The sequence below is a fragment of the Rhizobium sp. BK661 genome, assembly GCF_024808825.1.
Classification (GTDB): domain Bacteria; phylum Pseudomonadota; class Alphaproteobacteria; order Rhizobiales; family Rhizobiaceae; genus Rhizobium.
Window position 1 is genome coordinate 605119 of sequence record NZ_JANTYT010000001.1, and the last position, 20909, is coordinate 626027.

The window sequence follows — 20909 nt, forward strand, 5'->3', positions numbered from 1 at the left end:
CCGGTGCACTACCTTTAGCGCCGTGGACCAGATCGATTCCGAAGCCCGCGTTGCCCTGCCTCCGCCTTTCACCCGCTGGTTCGCGGACAAGGGATGGCGTCCGCGTGCCCATCAGCTGGAATTGCTGGCCCGCGCCGAGGCAGGCGACAGCACGCTGCTGATCGCGCCAACCGGCGCCGGCAAGACGCTCGCCGGCTTCCTGCCGTCGCTGACCGATCTGACGCGCCGCGGCAAGATCCCGCCCGGCTCGGCGTTTACCGGCATCCACACGCTCTACGTCTCACCACTGAAGGCGCTCGCCGTTGATATCGAGCGAAACCTGATGAAGCCGGTCGAGGAGATGGGGCTGCCTGTTACGGTCGAGAACCGCACCGGCGACACGCCCGTTGCCAAACGCCAGCGACAGAAGCTGAACCCGCCCGACATTCTGCTGACGACGCCGGAGCAGGTGGCGTTGCTGCTCGCCAACAACGAGGCCGAGCGCTTCTTCAAAGACCTAAAGTATATCGTCTTCGACGAGTTGCATTCGCTCGTGACCTCGAAGCGTGGCCATATGCTCTCGCTCGGTCTTGCCCGCCTGCGAAGGCTGGCGCCCGCCCTGCAGACAATCGGCCTTTCGGCCACCGTCTCCGACCCGATGGACTTGCAGAAGTGGCTGGTCGCACAGCGGGAAGGCGAGGACCACCATGCAGGCCTTGTCATCGTCGAAGGTGGCGCCAAGCCCGATATTTCGATCCTGTCGACCGAGGAGCGCATCCCCTGGTCCGGTCATTCGGCGAAATATGCGATCCCCGACGTCTACAAGCAGCTCCTCGAACACCAGACGACACTGCTCTTCGTCAACACCCGGTCGCAGGCCGAGATGCTGTTCCAGGAACTCTGGACAGTGAATGACGAAAACCTGCCGATCGCCCTGCATCACGGCTCGCTTGATGTCGGGCAGCGCCGCAAGGTGGAGGCCGCGATGGCGGCCAACCGGCTGCGCGCTGTCGTCGCCACCTCGACGCTCGACCTCGGCATCGACTGGGGCGATGTCGATCTGGTCGTCCATGTCGGTGCGCCGAAAGGCGCCTCGCGGCTTGCCCAGCGCATCGGCCGCGCCAACCACCGCATGGATGAACCGTCGAAGGCGATCCTCGTCCCCGCCAATCGCTTCGAGGTGATGGAATGCCAGGCCGCTCTCGACGCCAACTATATCGGGGCGCAGGATACGCCGCCAGTCGGCAAGGGTGCGCTCGATGCACTGGCGCAGCATGTGCTCGGCATGGCCTGCGCCGAGCCCTTCGACATGCTGGAGCTTTACGACGAGGTCACCAGCGCTTCGCCTTACGCCGACCTCTCCTGGGAAACCTTCGAGCGCGTCGTCGATTTCGTCGCGACGGGGGGCTATGCGCTACGCACCTACGAGCGCTATGCCCGCATCCGCAAGACCAAGGAGGGACGCTGGCGCGTTTCCAATCCGCAGGTCGCGCAGCAATACCGGCTCAATCTCGGCACCATCGTCGAGAGCCCGATGCTCAATCTGCGCATGGTCAAGCGTGGCGAAGGCGGGCGTATCGGCCGCGGTGGCGCGACGCTCGGCAAGATGGAGGAATATTTCTTCGAGCAGCTGTCGCCCGGCGATACCTTCATCTTCTCCGGCAAGGTGCTGCGCTTTGAAGGGATCCGCGAGAACGAGGCGCTCGCCAGCCAAGCCTTCTCGATGGATCCGAAGATCCCCTCCTATGCCGGCGGCAAGTTCCCGCTCTCCACCTATCTGGCGGATCAAGTGCGTTCGATGATCGCGGATCCCGATCGCTGGCGCCATCTGCCGGATCAGGTGCGCGACTGGCTGGCGATCCAGCAGGAAAAATCGATGCTGCCGAAGCGCGACGAGCTGCTGATCGAGACCTTCCCGCGCGGCAGCCGTTGTTACATGGTCATCTATCCCTTCGAGGGGCGACTGGCGCACCAGACGCTCGGCATGCTGCTGACGCGCCGGCTCGAGCGGGCCGGCGCCAAGCCGCTCGGCTTCGTCGCGACCGATTATTCGCTCGGCATCTGGGGCTTCGAGGACATGGGACTGATGATCCAGAACGACCGGCTCAGCCTCGCTGACCTCTTCGATGAGGACATGCTGGGCGACGATCTCGAAAGCTGGCTCGACGAATCCTTTCTCTTGAAACGCACCTTCCGCAATTGCGCCGTGATTGCCGGTTTGATCGAGCGCCGTCACCCGGGCAAGGAAAAGACCGGGCGACAGGTCACGGTCTCGGCCGATCTGATCTACGATGTGCTTCGAACCCACGAGCCGGATCACATCCTCCTGCAGGCGACGCGGCAGGACGCGGCGACCGGGCTTTTGGATATTTCACGGCTTGGCGATATGCTGAGGCGAATCAAAGGTCACATCACGCATCGTGCGCTCGACCATATCTCGCCTCTGGCGGTTCCCGTCATGCTGGAGATCGGCAAGGAGCCGGTGCATGGCGAGGCGCATGACGCGGTGCTGGCAGAAGCCGCCGACGACCTGCTCGCCGAGGCGCTGGCCTAGAATGGTGCCGGATAGGTTCGTGTCGGCTTACCATCCGGAATTGCATGAGACAAAGGCCTTCGAAGATGAAGGCGCTTTAGGAATCAAGGACTGACCAGATTGATGAATCGCCTAGCGCTCGCGCGTGAACTGAACGGACTGACTGCGCTGCCAGGCGTGGAGACTTCCGTCCATGGCGTCGCTGCCGTCTGTGATCCACTCGGCGCGCTCTACATGCCCGATGCCGGCATCCTCGTCGTCTCCGACCTGCACCTCGAAAAAGGCGCGGCCTTCGCCCGCCGCGGGATGATGCTGCCACCCTACGACACGCTGGCGACACTGACGGTTCTCTCTGCTGTCATCACCCGCTACGACCCGAAGCTGGTGGTCTCTCTCGGCGACAATTTCCACGACCGCGTCGGCTCGGCGCATCTGCCTGAGGCATTCCGGAGCCTGATTGCGGAAATGGCGCGCGGCCGCGAATGGATCTGGATCAACGGCAACCACGATCCAGACGGCACCGTCGATTTGCCGGGCACGTCTGCCGACGAGATACACTCTGGAGGCCTGACCTTCCGCCACGAGCCGAGGGGAGGCCTGCAGAAGGGCGAGATCGCCGGGCACCTGCATCCGGCAGCGACCGTGCGACGTCGCGAAAAATCCGTCCGCCGTCCCTGCTTTGCCACAGATGGCGCCCGCCTGCTGATGCCGGCGTTCGGTGTCATGACCGGCGGCCTCGACCTTCGCCACAAGGCGATGAAGGGCCTGTTCGACCACACGCTGCTGATCGCCCATCTTCTCGGGCGGGACCGGATCTACTCCGTCAGGTTCGGAAACCTTGTCGGGTGAAAAGTCCAAAGGGTGGAATGTGCGCCAGTCGCCTCGCTCTATGATCGGAGCGTTGACCGCCCTCAGATAACGGTTGATAGCACTCAAGAATGCGCGGATGGTGTCGGAATCTCGTTTAGCCCGTCGTCTTCAAGGCAGACAAGCTATGGAGAACAGCAATGACGATCACTATTACCGCCTTTGAACGGTCGCCGGATCGCGGCAGAGGTTTGGCGCGTGACATGCGCGTTCGCTGGGCGCTCGAGGAAGTGGGGCAGCCCTACGAAGTGCGCCTTCTTTCCTTCAAGGCTATGAAGGAAGCCGCACACCTTGCGCTTCAACCGTTCGGGCAGATTCCGAGCTATGAAGAAGGCGATCTCGTCCTATTCGAGTCCGGGGCAATCGTGTTCCATATCGCGCAGCGCCATGCCGGCTTGCTTCCGGTCGACACGAACGCTCGGGCGCGCGCAATCACCTGGATGTTTGCCGCGGTCACTACCATGGAGCAGCCGATCGTCGACCGCGAAGCAGCCAGATTTTTGGAAGGCGATAAGCCCTGGTATCAGGAGCGCCTGTCCATGGTCGACGAACGTATTCGCAAGCGACTGAACGAACTCTCTACCCAACTTGGGGATGCCGACTGGCTCGACAGCGAGTTCAGCGCGGGCGACCTGCAGATGGTGTCGGTGCTGCTCCGGTTGAAAGGATCAGGCATGCTGGACGAGTATCCGAACCTTGCAGCCTATGTCACCCGCGGCGAAGCGCGGGCTGCATACAAACGTGCGTTCGACGCTCAACTGGCGGTTTTCAACGCCGCATCGACCGGCTGACAAAGGTTCGCTCCAAGCTCGAAGCCGTCTCCAGCGTCTTCCGCTGAGCTTATGGGTTCAGTCCTAATCGCCGAAGTAATAGAGAGGCTGGCGCGTCAGTTCGCCGCGACCGATGTGGCCGTAGACGTCCTTTCCCAGGATCCAGAAGGAAATCGTTTGGGTTTCCATGCAGAAGATGTAATCACCGGAAATCCAGTGTTCTGCCTTGTTGCCGGAAATGGCATAGAGATAGTCGCCAATCTCATACATGACGGCCCGGTGCGAGCTGTGGTCGTATAAGTAGCGCTCTGCCATCTATTCTCCTGATTCCATTTCAGGAAGAATCCCATGGCTGCGAATGTATTGTCAAACAATACTGATGATATAGGCCGATCAACCCAATTTTGTTTCGGCAAAGGCGGTTTCATGCGGCCTTTACTGTGCTTACGAGGCCGATGTTAGGTCGTCGAGATGTTAAAGCTAGGCGATCACGAAGCACAGCATTTCGGCCGTGAACTTCGAGACAGATCCCTGAATCCCGCAGTCGATCATCGTGCAGTACGCTCGGTATGATGTCGCAAAGGCAATCAGCAACGTCTCCACGGTCGGCGGCCGATCTGCGTCCCGGTTGTCGTGAACAGTGCCGAATTCCTGTATGTTTATCGGACCGCCTCAGGTCATATGCGATCTGAGAAAAGGGGCCAAAAATGTCCACTCAAGCGCTACTAATCGTGCATGCCGATGTTCCGAATGAAGCGGATCGTGCCTCCTTCGATCGATGGTACGATCGCCATCTGCCAGAGGCATTGCGCGCGTTCGGGGCACTCCGGGCCTGGCGCGCCTGGAGCCGAACCGATCCTTCGAAGCACACTGCCTTCTATGAGTTCTCTAGCTTAGAAGCGGCGAACGTCGCTATTCAATCGTCGGGCAACGAATTTGATGGCAAATGGGGCGGGCGCGCGACACGCACCCGAGACATTGTCGAGGTTGCCCAGCGGCTACCGGACTAAGACTGAGATACTGTCAAAAGCTTCGCGTGCGTCTGCTTTGGCCCGGTAGAGGAGACCTCAATTGCACCCCTGCAACTGCTGCTGATAGGTCACCGCCATATTGCTGAATCGTTGCGCCGTCTTCTGCAGTTGCCCATTCGAGCGCCAGTCGCCGCGCATGTAGCCCTTCGGGCCGGAATAATAGGCGAGGTAGAGGTTGTAGGCATCGTTAAGCGGGATGCCGGTCGTTTGACTGTTTTGCGAATGGTACCAGCCGATGAAGTCGATCGCATCGGCGAAGTTGGTGCGGCGGGCAGCGAAGCTCCCGGTCGCCGATTGATAGTGATCCCAGGTGCCGTCGAGCGCTTGCGAATAGCCGTAGGCCGTCGATGGCCGCGTCCAGGGAATGAAGCCGAACAGCTTGGTGCGCGGCGGCCGCGCATAGGGCTGGAAGCCGGACTCGGTGTACATCGTCGCCATCAGGATCGGAACCGGAACCCCGTATTTACGCTCCGTCTTTTCCGCCGCGCGCTGCCAGCTCGTGAACATTCCGTCGCGCTGGTCGAAGACAGCGCAGATGTTTCGGGTTTGTTTGGGAGCCGTTGCACAACCGGCAGCAAGTGCCAGAAGCACGAGGACGGGGAGGGTACGGATACGCATTACAGAAAACCTCTCATTCCGAGAGATTACTAACTCGTAAATATTAACGAGCGGTTTTTAGTCGATTGGGAGTTGCCACGGGTGAAAGGGTGACCACGATTCGCCATGCCAGCGAGAGGCATTTGGCGCGGTCACCGGGCCGAGAGGTGCCGGAACAACGCAAGGGGCTGAACGCTCCCCTTGCGCGCGACCCCAACGTATCTATTGTCGAGAAATGCCGGGGCGGTTGGGAGTGTCTGATGTCGGCAGTGCCTTTTTCGAAGATTTCCTCGCCACTCAATGCGCTGCTTGCCGCGACCGGACTGCTGATGGTGGCTTTGCTTACGACACCGGATCTGACCCCGCAGGCGAGATTCGCCTGCCAGCTTGTGCTTGTCGCGATCTGGGTGGCCTACGTCTTCCAATTGGCCGGCACCTTGCTGTCCCGGCGACACCGCCTGCCGGGCGGAACACCACCTCTGCTGATCGACGTAATTGCGGTCCTGCTTCCCCTGGCCGCATTCCTGTTCGTCGGATCTCGCGATCGGAGCTTGTACTGCGCCATCTGGCTTCTCAAGCCGCTGCGGGACTCGAGCTTCTTCAGGTTGATGGCAAAGGTGGTTGTCAAAGAATACCGCAACCTCCTCGGCGTGACGTCGGTTTTCGCCAGTGTTCTCTTCGGCGCGTCGGTGGCCGGTTATGTCATTGAGCGGGATATCCAGCCGGACAAGTTCGGCAGCATTCCGCAGGCGATGTGGTGGGCGGTCGTGACCCTGTCGACGACCGGCTACGGCGACGAGATCCCCCAAAGCCTGGCTGGGCGGGTGCTCGCCGGGTTGGTGATGATGAGCGGCATCGGCATTTTCGCACTTTGGGCCGGTATCCTCGCCACGGGCTTCTACGAGGAGGTTCGCCGTCGGGATTTCGTGCGCAACTGGCAACTCGTCGCCGCCGTGCCTCTGTTTCAGAGTCTTGGCTCGGCAGCTCTGATCGAGATCGTCCGCGCGCTGCGGCCGCGCACGGTGCCCGCTGGCGCCGTGATTTGCCGCAAGGGCGATGTCGGCGATCAGATGTTCTTTATCGTCGAAGGGCGGGTCAGCGTTGCGACGCCCGATCATCCGGTCGAACTCGGTACTGGAAGCTTTTTCGGCGAGATGGCACTGATCAGTGGAGAGCCACGCTCGGCGACCGTCAGTGCGGCCACCGAGGTCTCTCTCCTGTCGCTCTCCGCCGTTGATTTCCAGATGCTCTCGAGCAGCAGTCCGGAGATCGCCGAGACGATCCGCAAGACGGCATTTGAGCGACGGGGCGGCTTGCCGAAGGAATGATTTAAAGCCACGGTATCGCATGACCGCAGCCACCGGCTTCATGCCCTGACCGGCTTGTAGCGCAGGATGACCGCGCCGCTCTTTGTTGTCGCACTGTCGAGCAGTGTCATGGGGATCTGCTGGCTGGCCGGTTTGAAGAGCGGGTTGCCGCCGCCGAGAATGACCGGCACCAGGCAGATGCGGACCTCGTCCACCAGTCCTTGCTGCAGCAGTGAATCTGCGAGTTCGGCGCTGCCGAAAATGAAGATCGTCTTGCCGGCCTCGATCTTCAATTTCTTCAGTTCCGGGACCGGATCGCTGACAACGCGCGTATTATTCCAGTCGGCCGTCGTCATCGACCGCGACACGGCGATCTTGGCAATGCCGTTCATATAGGCCTTGATCTTCTCTTCTCCCTCCGCCGCCGGCCAATAAGCCGCCATGCCTTCGTATGTCTTCCGGCCGAAGACCAGCAGATCGCCTTCCTCGCCGAATTGCTCGGCATAACGCTCGAGCTCGGGACCCCAAGCCAGATTGTGGAACTCGATATCCCACGGCTTCGTGCCTTCGAAGTAACCGTCGAGTGTCATCAGATTCCAAACGACAAGCTTTCTCATTTCGTCCTCCTTCCAACTGATTGCAATTTGCAACTGGTTGAAAGTTAGATTGACTGATGGCAAAATGCAAGCAGTTTTTGGAGATACTCATGGACGATGCTCACCGCTCCGGCTGCCCGATCAACCTGACGCTGGAAGTGCTCGGCGATCGCTGGAGCCTGATCGTCATCCGCGACATCATGTTCGGCAACCGGCGCCATTTCCGTGAGTTGCTGCAGAATTCGCAGGAACGAATCGCCTCGAACATTCTGGCCGATCGCCTGCGTCGCCTCGTCGACAGAGGGCTGCTCACAAGAGAGGACGATCCAAGCCACAAGCAGAAGGCCATCTACAGCCTGACGGAGATGGCGATCCAGCTGGTCCCGATCTTCGCCCATATGGGTGCCTGGGGCAGAAGACACCTTCCGGTGTCCGAGGAGCTCTCCATTCGCGCCGAGCTTTTGGAGACCGGGGGCGCGGAGCTTTGGGAGGGCTTCATGGACGAGTTGCGCGCCAAGCACCTCGGCAAGACGCTGCCTGCCGGAACGCCATCGGTGCTCGGGCGACTGACGGAAGCCTATCTCGATGTGGTTGCGCGCAAGACGAAATCCGCCTGATCAGTCCTTGCGGAACACCACGCTGGCGCCCCAGCCGGTAATCAGCGCCAGGAAGACGGAGAGCAGGCCATAGGCGATCGGCTGCGCGTGCGCCGCGTCCGTGATCATCTGCTCGATCCCGGTCTTGATGACGCGCAGCGGAACCGACTTCTCGGTGACGAAGTTGCCGCTCTTGAAGAGGTAGGCGCGGACGGTGTGCACGCCATTCGGAATATTTGCCGGGAGTCGCAGACTCGCCTTGAAAAGGCTGGAACTGACGAAGCGCACGCCGCTCGGGTCGCGATCGTAGAGACCGCCATTCTCCTGCAGCCGGCGAAAGGCCTGCCGGAACTCGCCAAGATTGCTGGCATTGCCGACGAAGCCGACCGGGGTCAGCGGAATGTGGTCGATCCCGATCCCCATATCCGTCAGGTCAAGCGGCGTGGTGATGTCGTCGAGCATGCGGGAGCTCGACATCGAATAGGAATGCGGCACCGCCTCGAAGGTCATCGAGCGGGTGTTGACCCAGATGCCGAAGACGCGCTCCTTGCGGCGTACCGTGGCGTTCTCCCGCGGCCCCTCGAGAACGACAACGACATCGTACTGGCCGATTGCCAACAGCAGACTGTCGGTGTTGGTCACCGCGCCGAAGATCGTGAGGTCCGCGCCGCGAAAATCCGAGGTGATGGCGATTTCACTGGTCGACGTGCCAATCTCAAGGCCCTCGGCCGTCGTTTGCGTTGCCTGCCCAGGGAGGAGCATTTGCGCCTCCGCGACAGCCGGCAGCATGATGACGCAAAGCAGCAGGGCGGTGAGAACGCGGCGCATCAGTTCCCCCCCATGACCACGGAGTAGACATCCGCCGGGGTGACAATTAGCGCAACGGCAAGGCGAAGGCCGACGGCGAGGACGAGAAGCCCAAGCAGCGCGCGAAGCTGTTCGCCGCGCAGCTTCTGTCCGACGCGGACGCCGTATTGCGCGCCGATGACGCCGGCAATCATCAGGATGAAAGCGAGCACGATATCGACCGAGAAGTTGGTCGCCGCCTGCACGACCGTCGTATAGGCGGTCACGAAAATGATCTGGAACAGCGATGTGCCGACAACCACGTTGGTCGGGATGCGCAGCAGATAGATCATCGCCGGCACCATGATGAAGCCGCCGCCGACGCCCATGACCGACGTCAGCACGCCGATGCCGAAGCCGAGCGCGATTACCGGGATAACGCTGAGGAAGATCTTCGACTTCTTGAACCGCATCTTGAGCGGTAGCTTGTGCACCCAATGGTGATGACCGGGGCGTCGCGGCGTTGGTGGCACGTTCTTCGCCGCGCGGCGCATGGCATTGACGCTCTCGAGCAGCATCAGGCCGCCGACGGTGCCGAGGAAGATAACGTAGAGCAGCGAGATGATGAGATCCAGCTGGCCGATCTGTCGCAGCAGCGAGAAGATCCAGATGCCGACCGTGGCGCCGGTCAGACCGCCGATCAGCAGCACGGTTCCAAGCTTCAGGTCGAGCGATCCGCGACGAAAATGCGTGATCGCACCCGAGATCGACGAGGCGACGACCTGGTTGGCGCCAGTGGCGACGGCGACGACCGGGGGGATGTTGTAGAAGATCAGCAGCGGTGTGATCAGGAAGCCACCGCCGACACCAAACATTCCGGACAGAAAGCCGACGGCTGCTCCCATGCCGAGAATGATGAAGATGTTCACCGACAATTCTGCGATAGGCAGATAGATTGTCACAGCAGACCCCAATCTATGAACTGCCCCCACAGGCAGGCGTCTTACATCCCGTTCGAATGGCACATCATACGGTGAAATCGTTGCCAGAGGCTTTCGATAAGCGACATGCAATCCGCTCGATAGCGTGATGCTCTCGAATAATCAGGCTTTTTTTGGGTTTTATGACAAGCCTTTAGGAGGAGGTCTCGGCAGAGCATCCGATCGCGGCAATCCGATCGCCGGTTGAATGCAAGGCGCCTGCCGACTAGGGTCCGAGCGTCATTGTCCGGGGGATTCGCGTGAAGGCAGGATTGGTTCGTTGGTTGCTGGTGGCCTGCGTCGTGCAGCCGTTTGCGGCGAGGGCGGAATGGCAACCGATCGAAGAGGTGCGGACTTATGCGGTGACGGGGAGTTCCGGCGCGGCGCTGTACGATTCCATCGGCGAAAACGGCCCGGACCTTGGCGGCAGCCGCGTCGTGGCGCACACAACCTTCAAGCTGACCTGGACCAGAAAATACGAGCGTCGCGGCAACGCCTGCGTGATTGCGGTGGCGCGGCCGAAGCTGATCATCACTTACACGCTGCCGAAGCCAGCCGGAAAGCTGCCCGCTTCGACGGCGGCAAGCTGGGCGACGTTCATCGCCGGCATCGAAACGCATGAGCGGGTGCACGGCGACTACATCGAGCAGATGGTCCGCGAGATCGAAGCGATGAGCCTCGGCTTTTCCGCCGACAATGATCCGGACTGCCGCAAGATCCGGGTCGAGTTGACCAAGCGGCTTGGCGAACTCTCGGCGCGGCAGCGACAGCAGGGCCGGGATTTCGACAAGGCCGAGATGAGCGAGGGCGGCAACATCCGCCGCCTCGTCCTGCAGTTGGTGAACGGCCCCTGAGGGGCCGCTCGAAGCTTTGCCGGATCAGCCCAAGGCGGCAGCGGCAACCGGAGCGAGGTGCGGCCAGACCTCCAGCGCGCCGCGATAGATCATGTTCAGCGCCACGTAGATGATGATGGCAAGGCCGAGATAGGCGATCCAGTGGTAGCGGTTGAGCAGGCGCGCGATGAAGTTCGCAGCGATACCCATCATGGCGATCGACAGGATCAGGCCGATGACGAGGACCGTCGGATGTTCGCGGGCGGCACCTGCGACGGCAAGCACGTTGTCGAGTGACATGGACACGTCGGCGATGACGATCTGGCTGGCGGCCTGGAAGAAGGTCTTCCTCGGCGCCGCCGCCCCTTCAGGGCCCTCGGCTTCCCCTCCGCTGCCGTTGCGCAGATCGCGCCACATCTTCCAGCAGACCCAGAGCAGCAGGATGCCACCCGCGAGCAGCAGGCCGATGATCTCGAGGAGCTGAACGGTGACGCTGGCAAGCGCGATGCGCAGCACGGTGGCGGCAAGAATACCGACGAGGATCGCCTTCTTGCGTTGGTCGGCCGGTAGCCCGGCGGCGGCAAGACCGATCACCACGGCGTTGTCCCCGGCAAGCACCAGGTCGATGAGAACGACCTGCAACAGCGCCGCCAAGCCGGCAGAAGTGAAAATTTCCATGTATGACAATCCCCGACTTTTCGAAACGCACCGCCGGCGCGTCGTTAACGCATAGATGATCGTTGATCGGCTGATCAAGTGGCGCTGGCGTATTGTGGAAAAGTTCTGCCGGCCGTTGCAGTTCCGCCGAAACCGACAAACAGCCTTCATTTTCCTCATTTAAGCTTCTTTGCATGGTCGGGGATTGGCCATGACGCGGCGAACGTGCTAGCGAGAGCCGCAAAAAGCCCCGGCCGGCATGATCGAGGGGCGCAGCAACGCTTTCGGACTCCACGCAGACATGATTCGTATCGAGAATATCAGCAAGCAGAACAGCCACCGCATCCTCTTCATAGAGGCATCCGCAGCCCTCAACAAAGGCGAGAAGATCGGCCTCGTCGGTCCGAACGGCGCCGGCAAGACGACGCTCTTTCGCATGATCACGGGACAGGAGCAGCCCGACGAAGGCCAGGTCGCCGCCGAAAAGGGTGTGACCATCGGCTATTTCAATCAGGATGTCGGCGAGATGGAAGGCCGCAGCGCCGTGGCCGAGGTCATGGAAGGCGCCGGTCCCGTCAGCGTCGTCGCGGCCGAGCTGCGTGAGCTCGAAGCGGAAATGATTGACCCCGACAAGCTCGACGAGATGGACCGGATCATCGAGCGCTACGGCGAAGTCCAGGCGCGCTATGAGGAACTGGACGGTTATGCGCTCGAGGGCCGTGCGCGTGAAGTTTTGGCAGGTCTGAGCTTCACGCAGGAAATGATGGACGGCGATGTCGGCGGACTGTCGGGCGGCTGGAAGATGCGTGTCGCGCTCGCGCGCATTCTGCTGATGCGCCCTGATGTCATGCTGCTCGACGAACCGAGCAACCACCTGGATCTCGAGAGCCTGATCTGGCTGGAAGATTTCCTGAAGACCTACGACGGCGCATTGCTGATGACTTCGCACGACCGCGAGTTCATGAACCGCATCGTCGGCAAGATCATCGAGATCGACGCCGGCTCGCTGAACAGCTACTCCGGCGATTACGGCTTCTACGAGCAGCAGCGGGCTCAGAACGAGAAGCAGCAGCAGGCGCAGTTCGAGCGCCAGCAGGCGATGCTTGCCAAGGAGATCAAGTTCATCGAGCGGTTCAAGGCGCGGGCCTCGCACGCTTCGCAGGTGCAGAGCCGTGTCAAGAAGCTCGAGAAGATCGACCGTGTCGAGCCGCCGAAGCGCCGCCAGACCGTTGCCTTCGACTTCCTGCCGGCGCCGCGTTCCGGCGAAGACGTGATCAACCTCAAGAACGTTCACAAGAAGTACGGTAGCCGCACCATCTACGAAGGCCTGGACTTCATGGTCCGCCGCAAGGAGCGCTGGTGCATCATGGGCATCAACGGCGCCGGCAAGTCGACCCTGCTGAAGCTGGTGGCTGGCTCCGCCGAACCCGATGAGGGCAGCGTCGCTCTCGGCGCCAGCGTCAAGATGGGCTATTTCGCGCAGCACGCGATGGATCTGCTCGACGGCGAGCGGACGGTGCTGGAATGGCTGGAGGATTCCTTCCCGCAGGCGGGGCAGGCGCCGCTGCGTGCACTTGCCGGCTGCTTCGGCTTCTCCGGCGACGATGTCGAGAAGAAGTGCCGGGTGTTGTCCGGCGGCGAAAAGGCGCGGCTGGTCATGGCCAAGATGCTGTTCGATCCGCCGAACCTGCTCGTCCTCGACGAGCCGACCAACCACCTCGACCTCGATACCAAGGAAATGCTGATCAAAGCGCTGTCGCAATACGAGGGCACCATGCTGTTCGTCTCGCACGACCGGCATTTCCTTGCTGCGCTTTCCAACCGCGTGCTGGAATTGACGCCTGACGGCATCCATCAGTACGGCGGCGGCTACACCGAATATGTCGAGCGCACCGGCTACGAGGCACCCGGCCTGCGGGGCTGACGGCGCCGGGGCACCCGTCGGCCTCCGGGCTCGACACAAAACCGCTATCGTGGCGACCTTCGCACAGGGTTGCCGCGCAGCTGCCTTTTGAACACCAGGCGCCGCTATTTCTGGCATTTCGGCGCTGCCGGCAGGCCGTAGCGGCCGGGAAAGGCGCTGAGCCGCGATCGGAGTTCCGGTTGCAGCCGTGCCGCCTCTGCCAAGCGACGCTCCAGATCGCGGAATTCCGCCGTGTCGTCGGCAGTCGTCTCTGGCATCCTGCCCATCATCCGAAGGATAGCCTGCCGCCGGTCCTCGTTGGCGCGCGTGCAAGGCGGAAAATAGGGGTGATAACCGGAGCCGTGCTGTATCTGTGCCGCTGTCAGCTTGCCCCGGCAGGCCCGAGCGCGACGGCAGCCGGGGATGACGCAATCCTTCCAGAAACTGCATTCGCCGGCCGCAAGACGGGTGATCACGCAGCCGCCGGGCCGCGCCTTCTCCTCGTCGTGGACCAGTCCACCATCCTCGAAATTCATGGCTTCGACGACGGCGAGCACCTCGACCACGGGCAGGGCGAGAAGTCTTTTCAGGAACAGGCTGCTTCTCATGCGTTTCCTCCACGGCGGCTCCGCCGCCATGTTTCGAGCATCGATCCGGAGAGCCCACGCAAATGCGGAACCTCACTGGTTGGTTTTATGGTGGCTCCGCATTTGCGTGGCCTTCGGCGTTCTTCGGGACTTCCGCTCCCTTCAGATGATCGCCTCGTCTCGCTGCGTCCGGGCATTCTCGCCCGGACTTGCATGGCTGAACCAAACCGGATGCTGGAACATCCGGGGGAGACTTATGACGGCAGCGGGTTTGACCCCGATGCCCGGCTTTCACCTCCCCGCGTTCGGCTGCACGTTACAGCCTGGTACAGGGCGCCGGCTCCCGCCTGCCCGCGAACGTCTCGCGAAACACTCCGGCGACGGAAGCGGGGCGATTGTAGGCATGGAGCCGAAGGGTGGGGAAAATCGGAGCGAATTTTTCTTCCGCGCCGGACCGGATGACCGAGTAGGTGCAACGTATGGATCCGCCACAAGCAGGCTTCCTCGATCTGCAAATTGCCTTTAGGGTTGCGGCGCATAGTCGGAGGTTGCAGTCTTGGCGAAGCGGGCAGAGTATACAGTTTTCCAAGGGCGTGCAGGCGATCATAACGATCTGGCCATTCCCGGCGCAAAGGCCATTGGCGAGGAGTTGGAAAGCCGCACTGGTATCTCGCCTACAGTGATCGGCACCCCGGCATCCGCATTGAATGCCGGCTGGCATGAAGAGCTGGATGCGGCTCTTCCATCGCTGAAGGAAATTCAGTCTCGCTTCGACGATGTATTTGCCGGAGGGGCAGTCTCGATTGCCGCAACCGGCCGGTGCGCCGTTTCTCTGGCGACGCTGCCGGCGGTCGCAAAGCATTTTCCCTCCGCCTGCATCGTGTGGTTCGATGCGCATGGCGATCTCAATCCACCGGAAGCGAGCCCGACTGGATATCTCGGTGGATTGGCGTTGGCAGGGCCTGTCGGGCTTTGGGATTCAGGCCTTGGTGCAGGCTTGAGCCTGGATCAGGTCGTTCTGGTGGGGCAGCGCGACCTCGATCCATTTGAACTTGATCTTATAGCGACGCACAACATTCCGCTCATCAAGCCGGGCGCTGATCTGGCAACTGAGCTTCGGAACGCAATAAGTGGTCGATCCGTCTATGTGCATCTCGACTGCGATGTCTTGGAGCCGGGCATTGTACCGACGGATTATAAGCACGAAGGCGGCCTATCGCTGGATGATCTGCGGATCTGCTGCGAGCTAATTGCAGAGCATGATTTCATAGGGATCGAGATCGCGGAGTTTCAAAGCGCCTGGAAGGCGAACGGTTCTCCCGTGTCCCCGAATGCTCTGCTCGATGCTTTGAAGCCCGTTCTGCGATAGCGATATCCCGAAACACGCTCGCTCGTCAGCGAAATCTCCTCTATGCTTTGTCCCGGCTTCCGGCCGCCGGAGATCTCTATTGACGGATGCAGAGACGATCATCATCGGCGCGGGACCGGCAGGATTAGCCTGCGCTGTGGCGCTGCAGGCGCGTGGGCGCTCGTTTGTCGTGCTTGAGAAAGGCGAGACGCTCGCCGCCGCCTGGCATCATCACTACGACCGCCTTCACCTGCATACCCACAAGAGGCACTCGGCCCTGCCGGGAATGCCGATGCCGCGGCATTTTCCAAGATATCCATCGCGGCTTCAGGTGATCGAGTATCTCGAAACCTATAGCTCGTCGAACGACATCGAGGTGAGATTTGGTGTGCGCGCGACGACGATCCGCAAGGACGAGACGTGGACCGTGGAGAGCTCTGACGGGACCTTGAAGGCGACGAACGTCATCGTCGCGACCGGCCTCGCGAACACGCCGATACGGCCGGTATGGGAAGGGCGGGAGCTGTTTGCGGGCAAACTTCTTCATTCCTCCGAGTTTACCAATGCCGCCGCGCTTGCCGCCAAGCGCGTCCTCGTCGTCGGCTTCGGCAACTCGGCCGGCGAGATCGCGCTGGAATGCGCCGAGGCCGGTCTTGACGTTGCGATGGCGGTGCGCGGCCCGGTCAGCGTCGTGCCGCTCGAACTGTTCGGTGTGACGAGCGCCAGCATCGCCATCGCGCAACGCTTCCTTCCCTATCGCCTGGTCGATGCGATGAATGCGCCGATCCTCAGCCTGCGGTTCGGCGACCTCGGGAAATTCGGGGTGGAGCGGGCAAAGGGCGGCCCGCTGACCGGCATCATCGAAAGGGGCCGTACGCCTCTGATCAATATCGGAACGATCGAGCGGATCCGGTCAGGAGATATCACGGTGTTCCCGGCTATCTCGAACAGCGAGGCGCGGCGCGTCAATTTCGTCGACGGCCGATCCGACATGTTCGATGCGATCGTTCTGGCGACCGGCTACCGATCAGGGCTCGAAGCGCTTCTGCCCGATTTCGCTGAGCGATTTGCCGGCGCTGACGGTCCCGCCCGCGGCGCGCTGCAGCCGGCGAATGACGGTCTCTACTTTTGCGGCTTCACTGCCGTGCCGACCGGTCTTCTCCGGGAGATCGGACTAGAAGCGGAAAAGATCGCGGCCTCTATCGCCGGCAAATAATGCGCTTTACGTCGCTTGAACCAGTATCGACTTTGCGTCGCAACCTGGTGGACCAGCCTTTCAGGTTAACGTCAGACGTGCTGCCTACGGGAAGCGCGGGCTGCAACGGAAAGGCTGATTTGATGAACAGGTACGCATGGTATGCTCTCGCAGCATCCGCCGTAATCGCAATTGCTTCGCCGTCATGGGCGGCAACGACGGTGAAAGTCACAGAAGGCGGCGAGGGCGGCGGGCCGATGACCCTGACGCTCGACCAGACCACGATCAAGGCGGGCGAAACGGTCTTCGCCGTTCATAACGATGCGATGACCGAGGATCACGAGATGGTGCTGGTCAAGCTGAAATCCGCCGACCAGAAGATCCCGGTGGTTGCTTCACGGCATCGTGTCGACGAAAAGCAGCTCAAAAGCATCGGCGAAGTCTCGGACCTCAAGCCGGGAGCGGACGGGCAGTTGAAAGCAAAACTTGCCCCGGGTGCCTATCTGTTGCTGTGCAATATCAAAGGGCACTACGAGGCGGGCATGCAGGCCGGCCTGACGGTCACGAAATAGCCGTTATCCGAGATGGAAGGCCAGCCGAAGGCGACGGCTGGCTTTTGCTTGAGATTGTCCGGTGGCGGCTTATGCCGCCGCCTTCTCCTTTGCATAGGGATCAAACCGGCCGTAGAAGGTCTCTCCCTTCGCGGCCATGTCCTTCAGTAGCGCCGTCGGCTTGAAGTGTGCGCCGTAGGTTGCCGAGAGTTTCTCGCAGAGGTCCACAAAGGTCTTCACGCCCATGCCGTCGATGTAGGAGAGCACGCCGCCGGTGTAGGGAGCGAAGCCGAAGCCGAGGATGGAGCCGACATCAGCCTCGCGCGGATCGGTGACGATGCCTTCTTCGATGGTGCGGGCTGCCTCCAGCGCGATGGTGACGAGGAAGCGCTGCTTCAGCACTTCGACGTCGATGTCGTCGGCCTTCTTCTGCGGGTAGAAGGTCTTCAGCTCCGGCCAGAGCGACTTCTTGGCCGGTTTCGCCGGATAGTCGTAGAAGCCCTTGCCGTTCTTGCGGCCGCGGCGGTCGAGTTCGTCGACCATCTTGTTGATCAGCGCCATATGCTTGGGATTGACGGCGGCCTCGCCGAGATCAGCGACGGTGGCCTTCAGGATCTTCTGGCTGAGATCGATCGCCACTTCGTCGTTCAGCGACAGCGGACCGACGGGCATGCCGGCCATCTTGGCGGCATTCTCGATCATCGCGGGCGGAACGCCCTCGATCAGCATGTCGTAGGCTTCGTGGATGTAGCGGAAGACGCAGCGATTGACGAAGAAGCCGCGCGTGTCGTTGACGACAATAGGCGTCTTCTTGATCGCGGCGACATAGTCGAGTGCCACGGCGAGCGCCTTGTCGCCGGTCTCCTTGCCTGTTATGACCTCCGTCAGCATCATCTTCTCGACCGGCGAGAAGAAGTGCACGCCGACGAAATCGGCGGGCCGCTTGGAGTTCCCGGCAAGGCCGGTGATCGGCAGGGTCGAGGTGTTGGAGGCGAAGATGGCGCCCTCGGGCAACACGGCTTCAACCGCCTCGATCACGGCCTTCTTGACCTCACGGTCTTCGAACACCGCTTCGATGACGAGATCGGCATCCTTGAGGTCGCCATAGTCGGCGGACGGGACGATGCGCGACAGCAGCGCCACACCCTCGTCTTGCGTAAGGCGTCCCTTACCGATCGAGTCCTTCACCAGGCCTTCGCCGACGCTCTTGCCCTTGGTCGCCGCTTCGATGTCGCGGTCGATGAGGGTGACGGGGATGCCGGCGGCGGCGGTCACATAGGCGATCGAGGCTCCCATGAAACCGGCGCCGACGACACCCACTTTCTTCAACACCGTTTTCGGGATCCCGGCGGGGCGGCGGGCCCCTTTGCCGAGCTCCTGCATGGAGATGAAGAGCGAACGGATCATCGAGAAGGCTTCGCTGGTCTGCAGAATCTCGGTGAAGTAGCGCTGTTCGATCTTGAGGCCGGTGTCGAACGGCACCTGCAGGCCTTCATAGACGCATTTGAGGATGGCGAGTGCTGCCGGGTAGTTGCCTGCCGTTTCGCGGCGCAGGATCGCGGGTGCGGCCGGCCAGAGCTGCGCTGCCGCAGGCGTCCAGATGCCGCCGCCGGGCGCCTTGAAGCCCTTCTCGTCCCAGGGGGCGACAGGCTTGAGGCCGTCCTTGATCATCTGCTTGGCTGCCGGGATCAGCTGATCCGGCTCGACCACCTGATGCAGGAGGTTCATCGCCTTGGCGCGCGCCGCCGTCAGCGACTGGCCCGTCGTCATCATCTGCAGGGCCGACTGAGCGTCGGCAAGCCTCGAGATGCGCTGCGTGCCGCCGGCACCCGGGAAGATGCCGACCTTGACCTCGGGCAGCGCGATCTTCACGGACTTGGCATTCGAGGCGACGCGGCCGTGGCAGGCGAGCGACATTTCGAAGGCGCCGCCCATGCAGGTGCCGTTGATCGCCGAGACCCAGGGCTTGCCCGAGGTTTCGATCTTGCGGAACAGGCCGGTCATGCGACCGACGAGATCGAACAGCTTCTGCGCGGCGCCATCGGGGTTGGTTGCCTTCTCATGCTGGTAGAGCGAGAACATCGACTTGATCATCGACAGGTCCGCGCCACCGGAGAAGCTCGACTTACCTGAGGTGATGACCGCGCCCTTGGTGGCGCTATCGGCAACCACGGCATCGACAATGGCGTCGAGCTCATCCATCACCTCTTCGGTGAAGACGTTCATGGATTTGCCGGGCATGTCCCAGGTGACAAGGGCGATGCCGTCCGCGTCGGTTTCGACGGTGAAGTTCTTGTAGGTGGTCATTGTGGGATTCCTCTTCCCTGAATTTCCCAAACTGTCAGAAGGCGCCTAGAAGGTAGCAAAGGGTGGCGATCAGACCGATCGGTACGGCCAACGCGATCCAACCGGCGACCCGGCTTCGTGCGGCATCCCGCTTCGACAAGATCGGTGGTCCTTTGCGGGCAGCCTGCGCCATGTCCTTCTCAAGATTGTGCTGTGCGAACTGCCGTTCGATCTCGTTACGTTCATTTTCGTAGACGTCACGGTCGATCGGCATCTCACGCTCCCTCAGACGCGTTCGATGATGGTCGCCGTGCCCATGCCGGCGCCGATGCAGAGCGTGACAAGCGCGGTGTTGAGATCGCGCCGCTCCAGCTCGTCCAGCACCGTGCCGAGGATCATCGCACCGGTGGCGCCGAGCGGGTGGCCCATGGCGATCGCGCCGCCGTTGACGTTGATCTGGTCATGCGGGACCTCGAAGGCCTGCATGAAGCGCAGCACGACGGCGGCGAAGGCTTCGTTGAGCTCGAAGAGATCGATGTCGGCAAGCGTCATGCCCGTGCGCTTCAGAAGCTTTTCGGTGACGTCGACGGGGCCGGTCAGCATCAGTGCCGGGTCGGAGCCGATATTGGCGAAGGCCTTGATGCGGCCGCGGGGCTTGATACCCATGCTCTCGCCGCCGGCCTTGGAGCCGAGCAGCACGGCGGCCGCGCCATCGACGATGCCCGAGGAGTTGCCGGCGTGGTGGACGTAGTTGAGGCGCTCGACCTCCGGATGCGCCTGGATTGCAACGGCCTCGAAGCCGCCCATCTCGCCCGGCATCTGGAAGGAGGGGTTCAGCGCTGCCAGCGCCTGCATGTCGGTGCCCGGGCGCATGTGCTCGTCATGGGCAAGGATAACAAGGCCGTTCTGGTCCTTGACTGGGATGACGGAGTTCTTGAAGTAACCCTTCTCCCAGGCATTCGCAGCGCGCTTCTGACTCTCGACCGCATAGGCATCGACGTCGTCGCGCGAGAAGCCATACTTGGTGGCGATCAGGTCAGCGGAGACGCCCTGCGGCATGAAATAAGCCGGGAAGTTCACCGACGGATCCATGAACCAGGCGCCGCCGGACATGCCGAGACCGACGCGCGACATCGACTCGACGCCGCCTGCGATGACGATGTCGTCGGCGCCCTGGGCGATCTTCGCCGCGCCGAAATTCACCGCGTCGAGACCGGAGGCGCAGAAGCGGGAAATCTGCATGCCGGGTGCCTTGGTGGAATAGCCTGCCTCGAAGGCCGCCCCGCGCGGGATCACCGCGCCGGCTTCCATGACAGGATCGACGCAGCCCATGACGATGTCGTCGACAGTGGCCGTATCAAGCCCGTTGCGGTCGCGGATAGCCTCTAGCGTCTTTGCGGCAAGGCGCACCGACGGTACCTCGTGCAGCGAGCCGTCCTTCTTGCCGCGACCGCGTGGCGTGCGCACGTGGTCGTAAATGAAAACCTCGGTCATTCCTCTATCTCCC

Annotated in this window: 21 protein-coding genes; 11 read left to right on the forward strand and 10 right to left on the reverse strand. The window is 61.7% G+C overall.

The window, feature by feature from the left end; genetic code table 11:
• The first annotated feature begins 22 nt into the window (after positions 1 to 22).
• From FHX16_RS02950 to FHX16_RS02960, 3 genes are all read left to right on the forward strand, one after another.
• Positions 23 to 2533 (forward strand): ligase-associated DNA damage response DEXH box helicase, encoded by a 2511-nt coding sequence (locus tag FHX16_RS02950; protein ID WP_183860340.1) that lies wholly within the window; start codon positions 23 to 25, stop codon positions 2531 to 2533.
• Positions 2534 to 2635: 102 nt separating this feature from the next.
• Positions 2636 to 3361 carry a ligase-associated DNA damage response endonuclease PdeM gene (pdeM, locus tag FHX16_RS02955; protein WP_183860760.1) on the forward strand — a complete coding sequence of 242 codons (726 nt, stop codon included), beginning with the start codon at positions 2636 to 2638 and terminating at the stop codon, positions 3359 to 3361.
• A 158-nt stretch (positions 3362 to 3519) separates the two neighbouring features.
• Positions 3520 to 4170, forward strand: a complete 651-nt coding sequence (locus FHX16_RS02960) for a glutathione S-transferase family protein (protein ID WP_183860338.1) — start codon at positions 3520 to 3522, stop codon at positions 4168 to 4170.
• Between the two features lie 63 nt (positions 4171 to 4233).
• Here the strand turns inward: FHX16_RS02960 and FHX16_RS02965 are convergent, their stop codons facing one another.
• Entirely contained in the window at positions 4234 to 4464 is a 231-nt protein-coding gene (locus FHX16_RS02965; RefSeq protein WP_114711272.1) for a hypothetical protein, read from the reverse strand.
• A 392-nt stretch (positions 4465 to 4856) separates the two neighbouring features.
• Here FHX16_RS02965 and FHX16_RS02970 point away from each other — a divergent pair, with 392 nt between their 5' ends.
• The gene (locus tag FHX16_RS02970) at positions 4857 to 5159 is read left to right on the forward strand and encodes a hypothetical protein (protein WP_183752846.1); all 303 of its coding nucleotides are present in this window, start codon (positions 4857 to 4859) and stop codon (positions 5157 to 5159) included.
• 57 nt (positions 5160 to 5216) lie between these two features.
• Here the strand turns inward: FHX16_RS02970 and FHX16_RS02975 are convergent, their stop codons facing one another.
• Positions 5217 to 5798: a transglycosylase SLT domain-containing protein gene (locus FHX16_RS02975; RefSeq protein WP_183752844.1), complete on the reverse strand. Its 582-nt coding sequence runs from the start codon at positions 5796 to 5798 to the stop codon at positions 5217 to 5219.
• A gap of 239 nt (positions 5799 to 6037) precedes the next feature.
• Here FHX16_RS02975 and FHX16_RS02980 point away from each other — a divergent pair, with 239 nt between their 5' ends.
• The gene (locus FHX16_RS02980; RefSeq protein WP_183860336.1) at positions 6038 to 7105 is read left to right on the forward strand and encodes a cyclic nucleotide-gated ion channel; all 1068 of its coding nucleotides are present in this window, start codon (positions 6038 to 6040) and stop codon (positions 7103 to 7105) included.
• A gap of 38 nt (positions 7106 to 7143) precedes the next feature.
• On the opposite strand, the gene FHX16_RS02985 is transcribed toward FHX16_RS02980, so the two are convergent.
• Positions 7144 to 7701 (reverse strand): dihydrofolate reductase family protein, encoded by a 558-nt coding sequence (locus FHX16_RS02985; RefSeq protein ID WP_183860334.1) that lies wholly within the window; start codon positions 7699 to 7701, stop codon positions 7144 to 7146.
• Positions 7702 to 7790: 89 nt separating this feature from the next.
• Here FHX16_RS02985 and FHX16_RS02990 point away from each other — a divergent pair, with 89 nt between their 5' ends.
• The gene (locus FHX16_RS02990; protein ID WP_183860332.1) at positions 7791 to 8297 is read left to right on the forward strand and encodes a helix-turn-helix domain-containing protein; all 507 of its coding nucleotides are present in this window, start codon (positions 7791 to 7793) and stop codon (positions 8295 to 8297) included.
• Here the strand turns inward: FHX16_RS02990 and FHX16_RS02995 are convergent, their stop codons facing one another.
• Positions 8298 to 9104 carry a TIGR02186 family protein gene (locus FHX16_RS02995; protein WP_183752830.1) on the reverse strand — a complete coding sequence of 269 codons (807 nt, stop codon included), beginning with the start codon at positions 9102 to 9104 and terminating at the stop codon, positions 8298 to 8300.
• A complete protein-coding gene (locus FHX16_RS03000) occupies positions 9104 to 10024 on the reverse strand; it encodes a sulfite exporter TauE/SafE family protein (RefSeq protein ID WP_183860330.1) in 921 nt (306 codons plus the stop codon). The genes FHX16_RS02995 and FHX16_RS03000 overlap by 1 nt, the downstream gene beginning before the upstream one ends.
• Before the next feature lie 278 nt (positions 10025 to 10302).
• On the opposite strand from FHX16_RS03000, the gene FHX16_RS03005 reads away from it, so the two are divergent.
• Complete coding sequence (locus FHX16_RS03005) at positions 10303 to 10896, forward strand: DUF922 domain-containing Zn-dependent protease (protein WP_183860328.1); 594 nt, start codon at positions 10303 to 10305, stop codon at positions 10894 to 10896.
• A 24-nt stretch (positions 10897 to 10920) separates the two neighbouring features.
• Here FHX16_RS03005 and FHX16_RS03010 read toward each other — a convergent pair whose 3' ends face one another.
• Entirely contained in the window at positions 10921 to 11553 is a 633-nt protein-coding gene (locus FHX16_RS03010) for a TerC family protein (RefSeq protein ID WP_183752827.1), read from the reverse strand.
• A gap of 280 nt (positions 11554 to 11833) precedes the next feature.
• Here FHX16_RS03010 and FHX16_RS03015 point away from each other — a divergent pair, with 280 nt between their 5' ends.
• A complete protein-coding gene (locus FHX16_RS03015; protein WP_183752825.1) occupies positions 11834 to 13456 on the forward strand; it encodes an ABC-F family ATP-binding cassette domain-containing protein in 1623 nt (540 codons plus the stop codon).
• Between the two features lie 104 nt (positions 13457 to 13560).
• Here the strand turns inward: FHX16_RS03015 and FHX16_RS03020 are convergent, their stop codons facing one another.
• Positions 13561 to 14043 (reverse strand): hypothetical protein, encoded by a 483-nt coding sequence (locus tag FHX16_RS03020; protein ID WP_183860326.1) that lies wholly within the window; start codon positions 14041 to 14043, stop codon positions 13561 to 13563.
• 535 nt (positions 14044 to 14578) lie between these two features.
• Between FHX16_RS03020 and FHX16_RS03025 the strand changes: the two genes are divergently transcribed.
• The 3 genes from FHX16_RS03025 (at position 14579) to FHX16_RS03035 (ending at position 17137) form a co-directional block, all read left to right on the forward strand.
• Positions 14579 to 15391, forward strand: coding sequence for an arginase family protein (locus FHX16_RS03025; protein ID WP_183860324.1), 813 nt, complete (start codon positions 14579 to 14581; stop codon positions 15389 to 15391).
• 79 nt (positions 15392 to 15470) lie between these two features.
• Positions 15471 to 16586: an NAD(P)/FAD-dependent oxidoreductase gene (locus tag FHX16_RS03030; protein WP_183860322.1), complete on the forward strand. Its 1116-nt coding sequence runs from the start codon at positions 15471 to 15473 to the stop codon at positions 16584 to 16586.
• Positions 16587 to 16708: 122 nt separating this feature from the next.
• The gene (locus tag FHX16_RS03035; protein WP_183860320.1) at positions 16709 to 17137 is read left to right on the forward strand and encodes a plastocyanin/azurin family copper-binding protein; all 429 of its coding nucleotides are present in this window, start codon (positions 16709 to 16711) and stop codon (positions 17135 to 17137) included.
• A gap of 69 nt (positions 17138 to 17206) precedes the next feature.
• Here the strand turns inward: FHX16_RS03035 and FHX16_RS03040 are convergent, their stop codons facing one another.
• The 3 genes from FHX16_RS03040 to FHX16_RS03050 are packed head-to-tail and all read right to left on the reverse strand — an operon-like array spanning position 17207 to position 20896.
• Positions 17207 to 19423 (reverse strand): 3-hydroxyacyl-CoA dehydrogenase NAD-binding domain-containing protein, encoded by a 2217-nt coding sequence (locus FHX16_RS03040; protein WP_259126450.1) that lies wholly within the window; start codon positions 19421 to 19423, stop codon positions 17207 to 17209.
• Positions 19424 to 19457: 34 nt separating this feature from the next.
• Positions 19458 to 19676 carry a hypothetical protein gene (locus FHX16_RS03045; protein ID WP_153269414.1) on the reverse strand — a complete coding sequence of 73 codons (219 nt, stop codon included), beginning with the start codon at positions 19674 to 19676 and terminating at the stop codon, positions 19458 to 19460.
• An 11-nt stretch (positions 19677 to 19687) separates the two neighbouring features.
• Positions 19688 to 20896: an acetyl-CoA C-acetyltransferase gene (locus tag FHX16_RS03050; protein WP_153269413.1), complete on the reverse strand. Its 1209-nt coding sequence runs from the start codon at positions 20894 to 20896 to the stop codon at positions 19688 to 19690.
• Between the last annotated feature and the right edge of the window lie 13 nt (positions 20897 to 20909).

Bases quoted from the DNA above. Each gene is read 5' to 3' on its own strand.
- pdeM (WP_183860760.1), top strand. From the start codon at position 2,636: ATGAATCGCCTAGCGCTCGCGCGTGAACTGAACGGACTGACTGCGCTG.
- FHX16_RS03010 (WP_183752827.1), bottom strand. From the start codon at position 11,553: ATGGAAATTTTCACTTCTGCCGGCTTGGCGGCGCTGTTGCAGGTCGTT.
- FHX16_RS03020 (WP_183860326.1), bottom strand. From the start codon at position 14,043: ATGAGAAGCAGCCTGTTCCTGAAAAGACTTCTCGCCCTGCCCGTGGTC.
- FHX16_RS03015 (WP_183752825.1), top strand. From the start codon at position 11,834: ATGATTCGTATCGAGAATATCAGCAAGCAGAACAGCCACCGCATCCTC.
- FHX16_RS02985 (WP_183860334.1), bottom strand. From the start codon at position 7,701: ATGAGAAAGCTTGTCGTTTGGAATCTGATGACACTCGACGGTTACTTC.
- FHX16_RS03050 (WP_153269413.1), bottom strand. From the start codon at position 20,896: ATGACCGAGGTTTTCATTTACGACCACGTGCGCACGCCACGCGGTCGC.
- FHX16_RS02980 (WP_183860336.1), top strand. From the start codon at position 6,038: ATGTCGGCAGTGCCTTTTTCGAAGATTTCCTCGCCACTCAATGCGCTG.
- FHX16_RS02995 (WP_183752830.1), bottom strand. From the start codon at position 9,104: ATGCGCCGCGTTCTCACCGCCCTGCTGCTTTGCGTCATCATGCTGCCG.
- FHX16_RS03040 (WP_259126450.1), bottom strand. From the start codon at position 19,423: ATGACCACCTACAAGAACTTCACCGTCGAAACCGACGCGGACGGCATC.
- FHX16_RS02970 (WP_183752846.1), top strand. From the start codon at position 4,857: ATGTCCACTCAAGCGCTACTAATCGTGCATGCCGATGTTCCGAATGAA.
- FHX16_RS02975 (WP_183752844.1), bottom strand. From the start codon at position 5,798: ATGCGTATCCGTACCCTCCCCGTCCTCGTGCTTCTGGCACTTGCTGCC.
- FHX16_RS02960 (WP_183860338.1), top strand. From the start codon at position 3,520: ATGACGATCACTATTACCGCCTTTGAACGGTCGCCGGATCGCGGCAGA.
- FHX16_RS03045 (WP_153269414.1), bottom strand. From the start codon at position 19,676: ATGCCGATCGACCGTGACGTCTACGAAAATGAACGTAACGAGATCGAA.
- FHX16_RS02990 (WP_183860332.1), top strand. From the start codon at position 7,791: ATGGACGATGCTCACCGCTCCGGCTGCCCGATCAACCTGACGCTGGAA.
- FHX16_RS03035 (WP_183860320.1), top strand. From the start codon at position 16,709: ATGAACAGGTACGCATGGTATGCTCTCGCAGCATCCGCCGTAATCGCA.
- FHX16_RS02965 (WP_114711272.1), bottom strand. From the start codon at position 4,464: ATGGCAGAGCGCTACTTATACGACCACAGCTCGCACCGGGCCGTCATG.